The organism is Polaribacter sp. SA4-10 (genome assembly GCF_002163835.1).
GTDB lineage: Bacteria > Bacteroidota > Bacteroidia > Flavobacteriales > Flavobacteriaceae > Polaribacter.
In genome coordinates, this window is record NZ_CP019331.1 from 391,994 (window position 1) to 408,592 (window position 16,599).

Consider the following 16,599-nt stretch of genomic DNA (forward strand, 5'->3'; position numbering starts at 1 on the left):
AAGTAAGTTGCATTAAGGATTGAAACCATTCGAATAACTGATGATATTCTTAACCTTTTTATAGTCTTTTTAAACAAGCGTCATTGCTAGGAACGAAGCAATCTGTTTCTTAATTATGAGATTGCTAAGTTTACAAAAAAGTAAACTTAGCAATGACAGTACTTTAAAAATATATAGTGTAAAACGCGATTTTACTAGACTAAAACTTTTTCTGTTTTAGTCTAGTAAAAAATGCCCAAAATAAATTAAATATTAGCATTAATAATTTCCATCATTTCATTTTCTAAAACAATCGTTTTTTGATAAATAGCTTCAGATTTTGCTAAAATATCTTCTGCAAATTCTCTGTCTTTAATGTCTTTTGCATTGATACGTACATTAAAATAAGCGCCAGTAACTGCGGTTTTGGCGCATAAAACACCAACACCACCGTCTGAAAGCGAATTTTGCAATCCATTTTTCATCATTTCTAACATGACTTCAATAGAATTATGAGCAGTTTCCATTACTTTAAAAGGAATTTCTGTTGCGTATTTTGTTGCGTTTTCAATTGCTAATTTTCTAGTTTCAATTTCTTCGTTATTAGATTTTGGCATTCTAAACCCGTCAATAATTTTATTAAACGCATTGGTGTCTTCATCTACTAAAAACAGTAAATCATTTTTATATTTCTGACCTTTTTGTGCCCAATTAGAAAAATATTCCCATTTAGAATCCCAACCTGTTTTATGAGCAGAAAGATTAGCCACCATTGTACCTAGAGAAACGCCTAAAGCACCAACATAAGCAGCGATACTTCCACCTCCTGGAGCCATAGATTCTGATGCTGTTTCTTCTGCAAAATCTTTAACAGTAAAATCGATTAACTTTTTATCAGCTTCAGAATTCATTACATATTCAATGATTCTTTCTTGTGGATTAAATGGCTTTAAATCATCTAAACCTAAAGATTTTATAGCGATTTTTATTTTCTCACTTTCGCTAATACCTAATGAACGTTCTTGTTTTTTTAGATAAAAATCTGCAGCATCTAACATTGCTTGTAAAGGAACTAAACCAACCAATTCTGAACCTGTTACACGTAAACCACGTTTTGTAGCTGCCAAATCAGTTTCATAAAAAGCTTCGTGCATTGATGTGATTGTAATGTTTGTTAAGTTGTAGGAAATTTGTGCAATTCCATATTCTTCAATAAACCAACCAATTCCTTTTACGGCTTTTAATTTTCCTGGAATTCTTTCTGGATCACCGTTTTTATCTACTACTTTTTTACCATTAACTAATTTTGATCTCCCGTTTTCACGGATATCAAAAGCAATTGCGTTTGCACGTCTTGTAGATGTTGAGTTTAGGTTTACATTATAAGCGATTAAAAAATCGCGTGCAGAAACTGCTGTAACGCCAGATTTTAAAACCTGATTATTATATTCTGTTGGGCCAAAATCTGGTTTCCAATTAGAGTTTGATAGTTTTTCTTTTAATCCTTCATATTCGCCTGAACGAACGGTAGCTAAGTTTTTTCTTTCAGCAGAAGTTGCAGCATTTTCATAGAAATAACCAGAAATACCTAATTCTTCTCCAACCCTTTTTCCTAATTGATGTGCATAAGCTGCCGTTTCTTCCATAGAAATATTTGCAATTGGCACTAAAGGACAAACATCTGTTGCACCAAATCTTGGATGTTCACCAGTTTGCTTACTCATATCTATTAACTCTGAAGCTTTTTTAATCAATAAAAAAGCAGCTTCAATTACATTTTTTGGCTCACCAACAAATGTAATTACAGTTCTATTTGTTGCTTTACCAGGATCAATATCTAATAATTTAACCCCTTCAACAGTTTTTACAATATTTGCAATTGTATTTATTTTCTGTAAATCTCTTCCTTCACTAATATTTGGAACACACTCTATAAGTTGCTTATTCATAATGTTGATTTTATTCAACGTAAAAATAGGAGGATTCAACGAAAAATAATAAAAATTCGTTTAAAATAATTTATATTTGTTTATCTCAGTAATACGTATAGATGAACAAAGAAAAGTGGCTTTTTGAAATCACGCCTAAGAATAATTTATTCGATTTAAACTTAAAAGAAGTTTGGCAATATAAAGATTTGTTGTTTTTATTTGTAAAAAGGGATGTAGTTACATTGTACAAGCAAACAATTTTAGGTCCTTTGTGGTATTTAATTCAGCCTTTATTCACTTCCGTAATATTCACATTAGTTTTCAATATTATTGCAGGAATATCAACAGGTTCAGTGCCTCCTTTTCTATTCAATTTAGCAGGTATTACTATTTGGAATTATTTTAAGGAATGTTTAATAGCAACATCAGACACTTTTAAAAAGAATGAAGCAATTTTTGGTAAAGTATATTTTCCAAGAGTAATAATGCCAATGTCTATAGTAGTTTCTAATTTATTAAAATTTGGTATTCAGATATTTATATTTATCTGTTTTTATATTTATTATTATTTTAATGGATTTAATGTATTGCCTAATAAATATATTTTGGTTTTTCCTTTATTAATTATTGCAATGGGAATGATTGGGTTAGGTTTAGGGATGATAATTTCATCTATGGTTACTAAATATAGAGATTTAACTTTTCTAGTATCTTTTGGAGTCCAATTATTGATGTATTTGTCAGCAGTAATGTATCCTTTAGATTTAATGAGAGAAAAGCTAATTAATTTAGAAGAAGGAACAGATTATTCTTGGGTTGTTGATATAAACCCAATAGCTCACTTAATAGAATTTAGTAGATTTATACTTTTAAATGATGGTAATTATTCAACTTTTGGAATATTTTATACATCTATATTTACAATTATAGTTTTCTTTTTAGGGTTATTGATTTTTAATAAAACTGAAAAAACCTTTATAGACACAATTTAGATATGGAAAAAGAAGTTATCTTAAAGGTTGAAAATTTGTCTAAACAATATCGTTTAGGAACTGTAGGTACAGGAACAATTAGTCACGATTTTAATCGTTTTTTAGCAAGAATTCGTGGGAAAGAAGATCCGTATTTAAAAATTGGAGAATCTAATGATAGAGGGGCTAAAGGAGAATCTGAATATGTTTGGGCTTTAAAAGATATAAATTTTGAGGTAAAAAGGGGAGAAGTTTTAGGGATTATTGGTAAAAATGGAGCAGGAAAATCAACACTTTTAAAAATTCTTTCTAAAGTTACAGGACCAACAACAGGTTCAATAAAATCTAAAGGTAGGATTGCTTCTTTATTAGAAGTTGGTACTGGTTTTCATCCAGAAATGACTGGGAAAGAGAATATCTTTTTAAATGGAGCTATTTTAGGAATGTCAAAAAAAGAAATTTCATCTAAATTAGATGAGATTGTTGAATTTTCTGGTTGTGCACGTTATATAGATACACCCGTTAAACGGTATTCTAGCGGAATGAAAGTTCGTTTGGCTTTTGCTGTTGCAGCTCATTTAGAACCAGATATCTTAATTGTAGATGAAGTTTTAGCTGTAGGTGATGCAGAATTTCAAAAGAAAGCAATTGGTAAAATGCAAGACATTTCTAGTTCAGATGGAAGAACTGTTCTTTTTGTTAGTCATAATATGGCTGCTGTTAAAAGTTTATGTTCACGAGGGGTTATTTTGGAAAACGGAGAAACTAAATTTGAAGGTGTTATTGATGAAGTTATTAATGAGTATTTAAAAAATCATAACCAATTTGCAAATCAAAAATGGGACGTTGTAGATGGTCCCAAAACTGACTTTTTAAAGCTAAGGGAAGCAAAAGTTTTGAATATAGATAATAAAATTTCATTAAACCATATGATAACAAACGACATTCAAATTGAATTTTCTTATCAAATTTTAAAGGAGAATGAATTATTTGTGTGCGGTTTTAATCTGTTTAATGGACACAATATACATATTCTTAGTTCTCATGATAAAAATTCTAAAACAAGAAAAGAGCCACTGAAAAAAGGCATTTATAAAAAAACAATTGTAATTCCAGGTAATTTTCTAGCTGAAGGTAGTTATACTTGTAGTTTTGCAATTATGAGATACAATCCATTTCATGTAGAGTTTCATAAAATGGAAATACTTAGTTTTAATGTGATTGACGAAATAAATGACAACTCAGCAAGAGGTAACTATTCAGGTGGTTTCCCAGGTTTAGTTAGACCTCTGCTAAAATGGAAATAATGAATAGAAAAAAGTGGACAGGAGAACGATTAGAGACATTTATTTTGACAAGAGATGCAGTTGATCATTTGCATAGATATGCAATTGCTAAAACATATGTAAAAAATAAAAAAGTTTTAGATATTGCAAGTGGAGAAGGTTATGGAAGTAACTTATTAAGTGAAGAAGCTAAGTATGTTTTTGGTGTTGATATTGATACAGAAACTATTGAAAAAGCAAAAATAAAATATAAAAAGAGTAATTTATATTTTCAGCAAGGATCTACAAGTGCGATTCCATTGGAGGACAATAGTGTAGATGTTGTTGTAAGTTTTGAAACAATAGAGCATCATGATGAGCATAATAGAATGATGATAGAAATAAAAAGAGTTTTAAAACCTGATGGCATCACAATTATTTCTACACCGGATAAATACTATTATTCAGATATTAGGAATTTTAAAAATGAATTTCATAAAAAAGAATTGTATAAAGATGAATTTAAGGCGCTTATCTCTAAAAATTTTTCAAAAATGCAATTATTAAACCAAAAAAATGTAAGAGGTAATTCTATTGTTCAAAATGAAAAAATGGATGATGAAATCAAGTTCTATAATGGTTCTTATTTGAAAATTTTTGAAGAAAATGCCACACCTATGTATTTAATATCTATTTCCTCTGATAATAATTTTAAATTACAACATAAATCTATTTTTCATGAATCTGAATTGACAAAAATAAGCAAAGAACAATTAGCATTAAATATTAAAAATAGCTTGACATTTAGAATTGGTTATATATTTATGCTACCATTTCGTTTTTTTAAAAAATTTTTCAAATAATGTTGGCAATAGTAATACCATTTTATAAACTTACTTTTTTTGAAGAGACATTAAAGTCTTTAGTAGAACAAAGAAATCAACAATTTAATGTATACATAGGTAATGATGCTAGTCCAGAAAATCCAGAAACACTATTAAATAAATATTCATTAAAATTAAATATAATTTACAAGAAATTTGAGACAAATCTAGGAAGTAGCTCTCTTGTAAAACAGTGGGATAGATGTATTGATTTAATAGAAGATGAAGAATGGATAATGATTTTAGGAGATGATGATTATTTAGAAAAGACAGTAGTAGAGTCTTGGTATAAACATTTTAATTTATTTCAAAATAAATCTAACGTAATTCGTTTTTCGACTATATCAAAGAATGAAATGAAAAATACTTTCACAGAACCATCAAAACATCCAACTTGGGAAAATGGGATTGATTCATATTATAGAAGATATAAAAAAGAAATTAGAAGTACTTTATCTGAATATATTTTTTCTTTTGAAGTTTATAATAAGTATGGAATTTATGATTATCCATTAGCATGGCATAGCGATGATAGAATGTGGATTGATTTCTCGAAGGATAAAAAAATTTTCTCAATTAACGAATCAAAGGTGATCGTTCGTACTTCGCTTATAAATATTTCAGGTAAAACGGACAATATTACTTTAAAAAATAAAGCTTCAATTTTATTTTATTGCTACCTTATAAAAGAGAAAATAGTGTCATTAAAAAATAATCAAAAATTAGAATTATTGATGACCTATGAAACTTTAATAAAAAAAAACAGAAAGTTAACATTTTCTGAATGGAAATTGTTATTTAATTTATATATTAATAATAAGAAATTGTTACCCATAATTAAATTTTTTAGAAGATTTTTAATAAGTTTTTATCGCCAATGAATAGCTTAGTTTCTATAATTATACCAACATACAATAGAGGTCATTTGATTAGTGAAACTCTAGATTGTGTATTAAAACAAACATATAAAAATTGGGAGTGTATAATTATTGATGATTTTTCAACAGATAATACTTCTAAAATAGTTTTAGAATATTGTAAAATAGACTCAAGATTTAAATTAATAAAAAAAAAAAAAGGTGATAAAAAAGGAGCTAGTTCAGCTAGAAATATAGGAATTTTAAAATCTAAAGGTAGCTTTATTAAGTTTTTAGATTCTGACGATATTATTGATAAAAATAATGTAAAAGCTCAATATGAAGATTTAAATAAAGAGTATTCCTACGCATGTAGTATTTGTAAATGGGCAGTATTCTCTGAATCTATACATAACTCCGATATTAAAAAAAATATGACTTACTATAAAGACTTTACTTCTGGTTTGCGACTACTAGAAAATTTAGGTGAAAGTAATTCTTTTATACCGCTAATGTGTGTAATGATAAATAGAAATTTAATTGATATTGCAGGAATGTGGAATGAGTCATTAACGTTGAATGATGATGGCGAATTTTTTACCAGGATTTTTTTGAAATCTAATAAAATAAAATTTACTAGAAATACTTTAACTTATTATAGGAAAACTGGAAATAGTTTAAGTTCATATAATTATAATAAATTACCAAGCCTTTTATTAAGTTGGAAATTAATAGAAAATCATATGAATTATATGTATAAAGATCAATTTAATATTTATGTAAGAAATGCTAAAAGAAGGATTTTTTTACAAATTAAAAAAGAATATACTTGGTTTGTAGTAAAAAACTTTTCTTTTTTTAAAGAGGCTATTATTTACAGAATAGTGAGAAAGTTAAAAAGCAATAAATAATATAAATTATGATTTCAGTTATTATACCTATATATAATGCAGAAAAACATCTTAAAAAAGCAATTAGTTCTGCATTAATTCAAAAAGAGGTAAGAGAAATTATTTTAATTGATGACGGTTCTACTGATAATTCTAGGAATATTTGTTTAGAAAAAGAGAAATCTAATTCCCGTATAAAACTCTATTGTCATCAAAAAAACAAGAATCTTGGTAGATCTGCCAGCAGAAATCTTGGCATAAAAAAAACAACTTCTAAATATATTGCTTTTCTAGATGCAGATGACTTTTACCTTCCAAACAGATTTAAAAATGATTTAAAATTATTTACAGCGGATGAAACAATTGATGGTGTTTACAATGCAATAGGAAGTCATTTTTACAGAGAATCAAGTGAAATTGATAAAAGGAAATTAAGTATAACTACAATTTCTGAACGAATATCCCCAGAAGAATTATTTGAAAAAATGGGGCCAATGGGACACTTTGGCTATTTTTCTGGTATCGGCTTAACCATTAAAAAAGATGCACTTTTAAAAACTAATTTATTTAATGAAAATTTAAAAGTAGCTGAAGATACAGAATTATGGTTAAAAATGTCTTTAGTTCTAAAATTATGTCCTGGCATAATTAATACACCAGTTTCGTTAAGAGGTGTGCATGAAAAAAATACTTCTTTTAATGATGAAGACCTTTACAAACAAAATAATTTAATTATGTACCAATCTTTATTAGATTGGATGTTTTATAAAAAAATACCTTTTAAAAGAATAATTTTAATTTGGAAAAAAATTTGGACTCAAAATATAATTAATAAAACAAGTTTTGCAAATAGAATGAAATATTGGATAAAAATAGTATCCAAACATCCAATCTTATTGAAAAGTGTATTTACTTATAAGTATTTTCCTATCTTACGTTTATTAAAGTAAACGAAAAGCCAACCTGATTGAAATGATAGAAAATTTAGTGTCAATTATTATGCCTTCGTTTAATAGATCTGCTATAATAGAGCAGACATTGGATTCAATTTTAGTTCAAAAATATAAAAATTGGGAATGTATTATTGTTGATGATGGTTCTACAGATAACACATTAGCTGTAGTAAAACAATACCAGCTTACAGATAAAAGAATCCAAATAGTTTCTAGACCTGCTAATAAAAAGAAAGGCGCAAATTCTTGCAGAAATTATGGTTTTGAAATCTCTAAAGGTGAATTCATTCAATGGTTTGACAGTGATGACGTTATGCATCCTAACAAATTAGAGGAAAAAATAAATGTACTAACCAACAAAGATTTTGATTTTGTAGTTTGTGAAGGAATTGAATTTGAAAATAAACTTGAAAATACATTTACTATTTGGAATCAAATCGAATCTAAAACACCATTACTTGATCATATTACAGGTAAAGTTAATTTTCATACAAACGGTCCTTTATTTAGAAGAAGTTTTTTAATGAAGAAGAATCTTTTTGATGAAACTTTGCAAAGAAAGCAAGAATGGGAGTTTTATTCTAGACTTTTGATGTTTTCAACAAATTATTATCCTTTAAAAAAAATATTGTATTATTTTCGAATTCACAGTAATAGTATTAATGGAGAGAATTCAAACAAGACTTTAAACTCTAGAATTAGAGCAAATAATTTAGTTTTTATAAATTTAAAAAATAAAAAGGATTTTTTAAAAAACAATGAGTTCTTGAGAAAACATTTTTTTAATAAGTATGTTTATAATTTTAAATTAATGATTTCTAATAAAAATTATGCCTCCTTTTTTTATATTATTAATGGTTTTTTAATAGTAGTAAACACTAAATTATTTGTTGAGATTTTTAAAAACTTTTTTAAGAATCCATTAGTTATAATTAATATTTTTAAAAAATGAGAATTGGAAAAAATCCAACCTTACATCAAACGTTAGATTTAGATAAATACAATCATCAGGTTGTAATTCCAGTCTATATTCCTAATTTTGACGGATATTTTAAAGATGTATTTTCTATTTTAAAAATTTGTTTGAATTCTTTAGAAAAAACCACTTCAAAAAACACATTTATTACCATTGTAAATAATGGAAGTTGCTCAGAAGTTTCATCGTATTTAAACGACATGTTAAGTAAGCATATAATACAAGAGTTAATTCACACAAGCAATATTGGTAAGAATAAAGCTATTATAAAAGGAGTTTCTGGACATAATTTCAAATTAATAACAATTGCAGATAGCGATGTCCTTTTCTTGTCAAATTGGCAAAAAGAAACCCTAAAAATTTTTAATGAGTTTCCTAAAGCCTCGGTTGTTGGTTTAGTGCCTCAGTTTAATATTTTTAAAGGTTTAAGCTTCAATTTAATTTATGATAATTTTTTCTCTAAAAAACTAAAATTCACAAAAGTTAAAAATCCTAAATCTTTAGCGCTTTTTTATAAAAGCATTGGTTGGGAAAATGATTATAATAAAAATTATTTAAAATATATTTTAACATTAACTTCTAAGAACGGATTAAGAGCTGTCGTTGGCTCAGGGCATTTTGTTGCCACTTATAAAAAGCAAGCAATTGATATTGGTTTTAATGGAATTATAGAAAATGGATTAAGTCCTAAATACGACAGAGAATTATTAGACAAACCAAGTCTTAAACTAGATTTGTGGCGTTTAACTACTAATGAAAATTTAGCATTTCATATGGGGAATATTAAAGAGCATTGGATGCATAATCAATTAGATAAAATACAAAGTGAAAGCGGAAACTTAGAATATAATTTTAATAATTCAAAAAAAAATAAAATACTAAGTCACTATTTAAAAAATCATATATTTAGAAATATTTTTCAAAACACCTATTTTTTTAGAATTTTTTTAAGATTTAAAGGGTTACCTAAAGATATAACAAAGAATTATTAATATGATTAAGTTTTCAATTGTAATTACAACAAAAAATAGACTAAACGATTTAATAATAAATTTAAATTCTTTAGATATTTTAATTAAAAGAGATGATGTTGAGCTAATTATTTGTGATGATGGTTCGATTGATGGAACTACAGATTATTTAAGGAAAAATTACAGCAATTATATTTTATTTTTTAATAAGTCCAGTAAAGGATATTTATATAATAGAAATTTACTTAATAATACAGCCCAAGGAAATTTTATTATTTCTCTAGATGATGATGCAAGTTTTATAAGTCAAAACCCATTAGAACAAATAGAAGATTATTTTAATAAAAATGCTAAATGTGCAATAATTGCCTTTAGAATTTTTTGGGGAAAACAATTACCCGTCAAGACTTTAACTTCAGAAAAAAATAAAATCGTAAATTCTTTTGTGGGTTGCGGTCATGCTTGGAGAAGAAAAAATTGGAATAGTATTCCTAATTATCCAATTTTTTTTGATTTTTACGGAGAAGAAAACTTTGCATCTTTACAAGTATTTAAAAACCAGTTAGAAGTTCATTATCTGCCAACTATTTTAATACATCATAGAGTAGATTTAATTGAAAGAAAGAAAAATAATGATTACTATTTTAGATATAGAAAATCATTAAGAAATGGTTGGTATCTTTATTTTTTGTTTTATCCAATAATAAGAATACCGAAATTATTTTTTTATACATTATGGATTCAACTTAAAACCAAGGTTTTTAAAGGTGATTTTAAAGCTTTATTTTCAATTTTTAAAGCTATATTAGATGTTATAATTCATATGCCAAAAATTTTAAGAAATTCGTCAAGATTAACAGATAGTCAATATAAAAAATTTAGACGTTTACCAGAGGTGAATATTTATTGGAAACCAGAAGAATAAACACAAAAATTGAATAAATATATAGAAATACAAGGAAGAAAAATAGGAATTGATTATCCTCCATTTGTAATTGCAGAGATTGGTATTAACCATGAAGGTTCTTTAAAAGTTGCAAAAGAAATGGTTGATGCAGCTTATAGAGCAGGAGCAGAATGTGTAAAGCATCAAACTCATATTGTAGATGATGAGATGAGTGGAGCTGCAAAAAAAGTAATTCCTGGTAATGCAGATGTTTCAATTTATGAAATTATGAAACGTTGTGCTTTAAATAAAGAAGACGAAATTGAATTAAAAGAATATGTAGAGAGTAAAGGAATGATTTTTATATCTACGCCATTCTCACGAGCAGCATCAGAAAGATTAGAAAAAATGAATGTTGCAGCCTATAAAATTGGTTCGGGAGAATGTAATAATTATCCATTGTTAGAACACATTGCAACTTTTGGAAAACCTGTAATTTTAAGTACAGGTATGAATACGATTGAAAGTGTTGCCGTAGCCGTAAAAATATTTGAAAAAGCAAATGTTCCTTTAGCATTATTACATACAACCAACTTATACCCAACACCTGTTCATTTGGTTCGTTTTGGAGCAATGAAAGAATTGTCAGAAGCATTTCCAACTCATGTTTTTGGTTTATCAGATCACACACTAACTAATCATGCTTGCTTAGGTGCTGTTGCTTTAGGAGCATCAATTTTAGAACGTCACTTTACGGATCATAAACAAAGAACAGGACCAGATATTGTTTGTTCCATGGATGAAAATGATTGTAAGGAATTAATTACTGGAAGTGATTTAATTTGGCAAATGAGAGGAGGAACTAAAGAACCTGCAAAAGAAGAACAAGTTACTATTGATTTTGCATTTGCAACTGTTGTAACTATAAATCCAATTAAAAAAGGTGAAATATTTACCAAAGAAAATTTATGGGTAAAAAGACCCGGGACAGGTAATATTTTAGCTGAAAGTTATAATGAAATTTTAGGAAAAAAAGCAGTAAATAACATTGAAACAGACACTCATTTAAATTGGTCGGATATTGAGTAATCAAAAAAAAATAGTATTTCTTACAGGAACTCGTGCAGATTTTGGGAAATTTAAATCCTTAATAAAAATTACACAAGAGAACTCTCATTTTAATGTTCAAATATTTGCAACAGGAATGCATTTGGATGAAAAATATGGTTCTACTGTAAATGAAATTTACAAAAGTGGATTCAAAAATATTCATACTTTTAAAAACCATGCTGGTGCTGAATTTATGGACAGGACTTTAGCAAAAACTATACAAGGTTTTTCTGAATATATTGCAGAGCAAAAACCAGATTTAATTTTAGTTCATGGAGATAGAGTAGAGGCTCTTGCAGGTGCAATTGTTGGTAGTTTGAATAACATTTTAGTTGCACATATTGAAGGAGGTGAAATTTCTGGAACAATTGATGAATTAATAAGACATTCAGTAAGTAAATTATCTCATTTACATTTGGTTTCTAATTATGAAGCTAAAAAAAGACTAATTCAAATGGGAGAGTTAGAAAGCTCTATTTATGTAATTGGATCACCAGATTTAGATTTAATGAACCCTAATTCATTACCAAAACTAGATATAGTAAAAAAATACTACGAAATTCCGTTTGATAACTTCGCAATAGTTATGTTTCACCCTGTAACAACTGATTATAAAAATATAAGGAAAAGTGCTAAGATATTTGTAGATTCTTTATTAAAATCTGAAGAAAATTATGTGGTTATTTATCCAAATAACGATTTAGGAACAGAAGAAATTCTTGAAGAATATAAAAGGTTAAAAAATAATTCTAAATTTAAAATATACCCATCTTTAAGATTTGAATATTTTTTAAGACTTTTAAAAGAAACCAAGTTTATAATTGGTAATTCTAGCGCAGGTGTTAGAGAAGCACCTTATTATAAAGTACCAACAATAGATATTGGTACAAGACAAAACAATAGAGGACGAGCAAATTCTATTATTAATGTAGACTATAATTTAGATAAAATTTTGTTAACTATCAATAACCTTAAAAGAACAGAACATGATCTCGATATAACAGAGTTTGGAGAAGGAAATAGTAATGAACTTTTCTTAGATTTATTAGAATCAGATGTAATTTGGCAAGTGAACTGTCAAAAACAATTTCAAGATTTATAAATGAAGGTAATAGCAATTATACCAGCAAGAGGTGGATCTAAAGGGATTCCAAGAAAAAATATAATTAATTTTTTAGGAAAACCATTAATTCAATGGACTATTGAAGCGGCTTTAAAATCAAAATATATTACAGATGTTGTTGTTTCTTCAGATGACGATGAGATTTTAAAAGAAGCTAAAAAAAACAAAGAAGTTTTAGTTATAAAAAGACCATTTGAATTAGCGCAAGACAACTCTAAAACAGTACCTGTTTTAACACATGTCTTAGAAAGTTTAAAAGAAATAAAATTTGATTATTTAATTCTTTTACAACCAACATCTCCTTTAAGAACATCTAAAGATATCGATTTAGCTTTTAAAAAATTACTAAGCTCTGAAGCTACATCATTAATAAGTGTTTGTGAATTAGAACATCATCCTTATAAATCATTTAAAGTAGATGAGAAAGGTTATTTACAAGGAATCATAAACAATAACTACCCATTTTATCCAAGACAAGAGTTGCCTAAAACGTATAAAGCAAATGGTGCAATCTATATAATTGAAGAGGAGGAGTTTATAAAGAAAAAAACTCTTTTAACAAATAAAACAACACATTTTGAAATGTCTACTGAAAGTAGTTTAGATATAGATACTCTTGATGATATTAAACAATAGAAATAAATGTTAAGTGTAGTTAATTATCATTATATAAGAGAATCATTTGATACTAAATATCCTAGTATTTTTGGTATGACAAATAGTCAATTTAAAAAACAATTAGTTTTACTTAAAGGTCAAGGTGATTTTTTAAATATTTCTGATTTTAATAACAATTATGAATCAATTTTAGTATCAAAAGATAATTTCTATCTTATTACTTTCGATGATGGTTTAAAAGAACAATTTACAAATGGATATTCAATTTTAAATGAATTAGATTTAGAAGGATATTTTTTTTTAAATGCTGTTAATTTTAAAAATAAAAAAGTAACTTTAATTCATGAAATTCATTTATTAAGGTCTGAAATAGATCCAAAAAAACTATTAAAAATTATTTATAATAAGTTAGAATTTATTTTTTCTAACGAAGAAAAAAAAAGGAGTCATAAGATATATAGGTTTGATGATAAAGCTTCGGCAGAAGTAAAATATATTTTAAATTTCCTGATTTCAGAAGCAAAAAAAGAGTTTCTAATTAATGAGTTATTTAACACCTATTTTAATGAAAAAGAAGTTGTAGAAAATTTATATATGAATGTTAATCAAATCATTGAATTGTCTAAAAAAGGAATGATTGGAAATCATACATTTAATCATAAACATTTAGGGAAACTTAATGAAGATGAATTGTTTTATGAAATTAATGAATCAAAAAATTATTTAGAAAGTATAATAAATAGAAATATAAACACCATTTCATATCCTTATGGTTCAGAAGAAGTATTTACTAAAAAAGTTATAAATTGTTCAAAAGAAACCGATCATAAATTTGGTTTTACAACTGTAAAAGGAAAAAATTTAAAAGATGATAATCTATTGAAATTAAAGAGGTTTGATTGTAATGACTTACAAGGTGGGAAAAATTATGAAAATTAGAGAAGCTACAATAGAAGATTGGGGTGAATTATATAAATTTTATAAAAGAATTTATAGAGAGAATCATCCGTTACAAAATAAAAAATTTTGGGTTTGGCAATATGGTAATGTAAAACAAGGAAAAGCCTTTATATGCTTAAATGATATAGGTGAAGTAGTTGGACATGTTGGGGCTAATTTTGGAAATAATATTGCTTGGATAATTAATGTGTATTTAGATTTAGAGTTTAGAGGTAAAGGTGTATTAAGACAACTTTATGATTTAGCAAGAGAATATTATCCTTTAGCAGCAACTGCTGCAAATGACGCAGGCTTAGGTTTGTATAGAAATATGAAGTGGATTAGATATTATGACTTAGTGAGATACGTGAAAATTAATCCTAAAGTTAAAAGCCCAACAACTGAAAATATTTGTTTGCCTATCGAACTTGAATTATATTCTATTTCATATAATGAAGGTCATTATTTTAATCAACCAAGAATGAATGGTGTGAAAATTAATAATTCAACAGGAGTTGCTCAATTAAAAGTTGGAGGGTTAAGGTTGGTAGATATAGATGTAGAGGAAATAAAATTAACTGAAAAAAAAGCATGGGAATTAGGTTTTCTTTGGATAGATTATATTACTTCTTGGAATGATTTAAAGATAAAAGAATTTGAAAAGAATAATTGGGTATTAGATTATAAAAGCGTAGTTCCTTGGAGATTAAACCCAATTGAAAAAGATTATTTTTGTGATATAACTTTTCTTTCAGAAAAACCATTGGATAATAAATTTATAGTTAATAGATCATATTCTGATCATGGAAGAATAGGAAGTATTTAGTTATTTTATAATATGAAAAAATTAGGTTTAGTTATAACAGATGGTGTAGGTTACAGAAATTTTATTTTAAGTAATTTTTTAAATGAAGCTTCTTATAGCTTTAATAAAATCATAATTTTCTCTTGTATTCCCAAAAATATTTACCCTAAATTACCTGACAATATTTTAATAATTGAATTAAATGTTTTTGAAGAAGGTTTTGTTACTTGGAGTTTAAAAAAAGTAAAAGAAGTTATACATTTAAGAATGTTTGCTAAAAGTAATTTTGGTGTAAATGATAATTTAAAAAGTAACTATTCAAAAGGTCGTTCAAATAGAGCAAGAATGGTTAGGTTTATTTATTGGTTAACAAGGTTTATAGCTAAAGAAAAATATGTGTTATTGTTTAATAAATTACAGCAGTTAACTTTTAAAAACAAATTAATAGTAAAAGATTATTTAAAAATTTTAAAAAATAATAGAGTAGATATTCTTTTTTTCACACATCAAAGACCATCTTTCATTGCTCCAATCATTTATGCTTCAGAAAAATTAAAAATTAAAACTGGGACATTTATTTTTAGTTGGGATAATTTAGCCTCTAAAGGTAGAATGGCGGGTAATTTTAATAATTATTTTGTTTGGAATGATTTAATGAGAGAGGAATTACTTTATTTTTATAAATCTATAAAAAAAGAAAAGATACATGTTGTTGGTACCCCTCAATTTGAGCCTTATGTAATGACTTCTTTTGGTTATGATAATATAGAATTCTGTAAGAAATTTAATTTAAATACTAATTATAAAACAATTCTTTTTACTTGTAATGATTCAAGTAGTGAAAATGACCCACTTTATTTAGAAATCTTAGCAGAAGCAATTAAAAAAGATAAATTAGTTAGTGGTGTAAATTTAATTGTTAGAACTTCTCCTGCTGAAGGTGCGGAGAGATTTAAAGAACTAATTTTAAAATATGATTTTATAAAATGGAATTTTCCAGATTGGAAATTAGCAAGGAGTCACTGTGAACTTTGGACACAGAGAGTTCCAAGTATAACTGACCTTAGTGATTTGAAAAGTCTTTTAATGTATTCAGATTTAGTAATTAATGTATTATCAACAATTACTTTAGATTCTTTTATTTTTGATAAGCCAGTAATTAATCCTGTATTTGGTAATGAGAATAATACCTTATTTGATGATCAAAAGTTTTTAAAATATCTACATTTAGAAAGATTGGTTGAATCAAATTCTTCAATAATTGTAAAAAATGAAAAAGAGTATATAGAATCTATAAATTATATATTATTAGGAAAAGATGATAAAATAGAAGAAAGAAAAGCATTTTTAAAGTTACAAACACTTTTACCATTAAAAGATACAAGTAAAAGATTTGTAAAAGCATTTCATTCAATTTCTAAAGAATTAAACACTAAATAAT

General features: G+C 26.5%; 16 protein-coding genes. 15 read left to right on the forward strand and 1 reads right to left on the reverse strand.

The annotated features are described in order from the left end of the window. Positions 1-245: 245 nt before the first annotated feature. Positions 246-1,928, reverse strand: coding sequence for a glutamate formimidoyltransferase (gene ftcD / locus BTO04_RS01755; protein ID WP_087562856.1), 1,683 nt, complete (start codon positions 1,926-1,928; stop codon positions 246-248). A gap of 101 nt (positions 1,929-2,029) precedes the next feature. Here ftcD and BTO04_RS01760 point away from each other — a divergent pair, with 101 nt between their 5' ends. Genes BTO04_RS01760 through BTO04_RS01830 form a run of 15 tightly spaced genes read left to right on the forward strand, consistent with a single transcriptional unit; the run spans position 2,030 to position 16,598 of the window. Next, positions 2,030-2,902, forward strand: coding sequence for an ABC transporter permease (locus tag BTO04_RS01760; RefSeq protein WP_087562857.1), 873 nt, complete (start codon positions 2,030-2,032; stop codon positions 2,900-2,902). Positions 2,903-2,904: 2 nt separating this feature from the next. Further along, positions 2,905-4,188 carry an ABC transporter ATP-binding protein gene (locus BTO04_RS01765; protein ID WP_087562858.1) on the forward strand — a complete coding sequence of 428 codons (1,284 nt, stop codon included), beginning with the start codon at positions 2,905-2,907 and terminating at the stop codon, positions 4,186-4,188. Next, positions 4,188-5,009, forward strand: a complete 822-nt coding sequence (locus tag BTO04_RS01770) for a class I SAM-dependent methyltransferase (RefSeq protein WP_157662405.1) — start codon at positions 4,188-4,190, stop codon at positions 5,007-5,009. The genes BTO04_RS01765 and BTO04_RS01770 overlap by 1 nt, the downstream gene beginning before the upstream one ends. Further along, the gene (locus tag BTO04_RS01775; RefSeq protein ID WP_087562860.1) at positions 5,009-5,911 is read left to right on the forward strand and encodes a glycosyltransferase; all 903 of its coding nucleotides are present in this window, start codon (positions 5,009-5,011) and stop codon (positions 5,909-5,911) included. Before BTO04_RS01770 ends, BTO04_RS01775 begins: the two co-directional genes overlap by 1 nt. Beyond that, positions 5,908-6,798, forward strand: coding sequence for a glycosyltransferase family 2 protein (locus tag BTO04_RS01780; protein ID WP_087562861.1), 891 nt, complete (start codon positions 5,908-5,910; stop codon positions 6,796-6,798). Before BTO04_RS01775 ends, BTO04_RS01780 begins: the two co-directional genes overlap by 4 nt. Before the next feature lie 8 nt (positions 6,799-6,806). Then, positions 6,807-7,727: a glycosyltransferase family 2 protein gene (locus BTO04_RS01785; RefSeq protein WP_087562862.1), complete on the forward strand. Its 921-nt coding sequence runs from the start codon at positions 6,807-6,809 to the stop codon at positions 7,725-7,727. 22 nt (positions 7,728-7,749) lie between these two features. Then, positions 7,750-8,682 (forward strand): glycosyltransferase family 2 protein, encoded by a 933-nt coding sequence (locus tag BTO04_RS01790; RefSeq protein ID WP_087562863.1) that lies wholly within the window; start codon positions 7,750-7,752, stop codon positions 8,680-8,682. After that, positions 8,679-9,698 carry a glycosyltransferase family A protein gene (locus BTO04_RS01795; RefSeq protein ID WP_087562864.1) on the forward strand — a complete coding sequence of 340 codons (1,020 nt, stop codon included), beginning with the start codon at positions 8,679-8,681 and terminating at the stop codon, positions 9,696-9,698. The genes BTO04_RS01790 and BTO04_RS01795 overlap by 4 nt, the downstream gene beginning before the upstream one ends. Before the next feature lies 1 nt (position 9,699). Beyond that, a complete protein-coding gene (locus BTO04_RS01800; RefSeq protein ID WP_087562865.1) occupies positions 9,700-10,602 on the forward strand; it encodes a glycosyltransferase family 2 protein in 903 nt (300 codons plus the stop codon). 9 nt (positions 10,603-10,611) lie between these two features. Beyond that, a complete protein-coding gene (gene neuB, locus BTO04_RS01805) occupies positions 10,612-11,652 on the forward strand; it encodes an N-acetylneuraminate synthase (protein ID WP_087562866.1) in 1,041 nt (346 codons plus the stop codon). Then, positions 11,645-12,775, forward strand: coding sequence for a UDP-N-acetylglucosamine 2-epimerase (gene neuC / locus BTO04_RS01810; RefSeq protein WP_232455928.1), 1,131 nt, complete (start codon positions 11,645-11,647; stop codon positions 12,773-12,775). The genes neuB and neuC overlap by 8 nt, the downstream gene beginning before the upstream one ends. Next, positions 12,776-13,432, forward strand: a complete 657-nt coding sequence (locus BTO04_RS01815; protein WP_087562868.1) for an acylneuraminate cytidylyltransferase family protein — start codon at positions 12,776-12,778, stop codon at positions 13,430-13,432. 6 nt (positions 13,433-13,438) lie between these two features. Next, positions 13,439-14,353 carry a polysaccharide deacetylase family protein gene (locus BTO04_RS01820; protein WP_087562869.1) on the forward strand — a complete coding sequence of 305 codons (915 nt, stop codon included), beginning with the start codon at positions 13,439-13,441 and terminating at the stop codon, positions 14,351-14,353. Next, positions 14,343-15,179 carry a GNAT family N-acetyltransferase gene (locus tag BTO04_RS01825; protein WP_087562870.1) on the forward strand — a complete coding sequence of 279 codons (837 nt, stop codon included), beginning with the start codon at positions 14,343-14,345 and terminating at the stop codon, positions 15,177-15,179. Before BTO04_RS01820 ends, BTO04_RS01825 begins: the two co-directional genes overlap by 11 nt. Positions 15,180-15,191: 12 nt before the next feature. After that, complete coding sequence (locus BTO04_RS01830) at positions 15,192-16,598, forward strand: hypothetical protein (protein WP_087562871.1); 1,407 nt, start codon at positions 15,192-15,194, stop codon at positions 16,596-16,598. The last annotated feature ends 1 nt before the right edge of the window (position 16,599 follow it).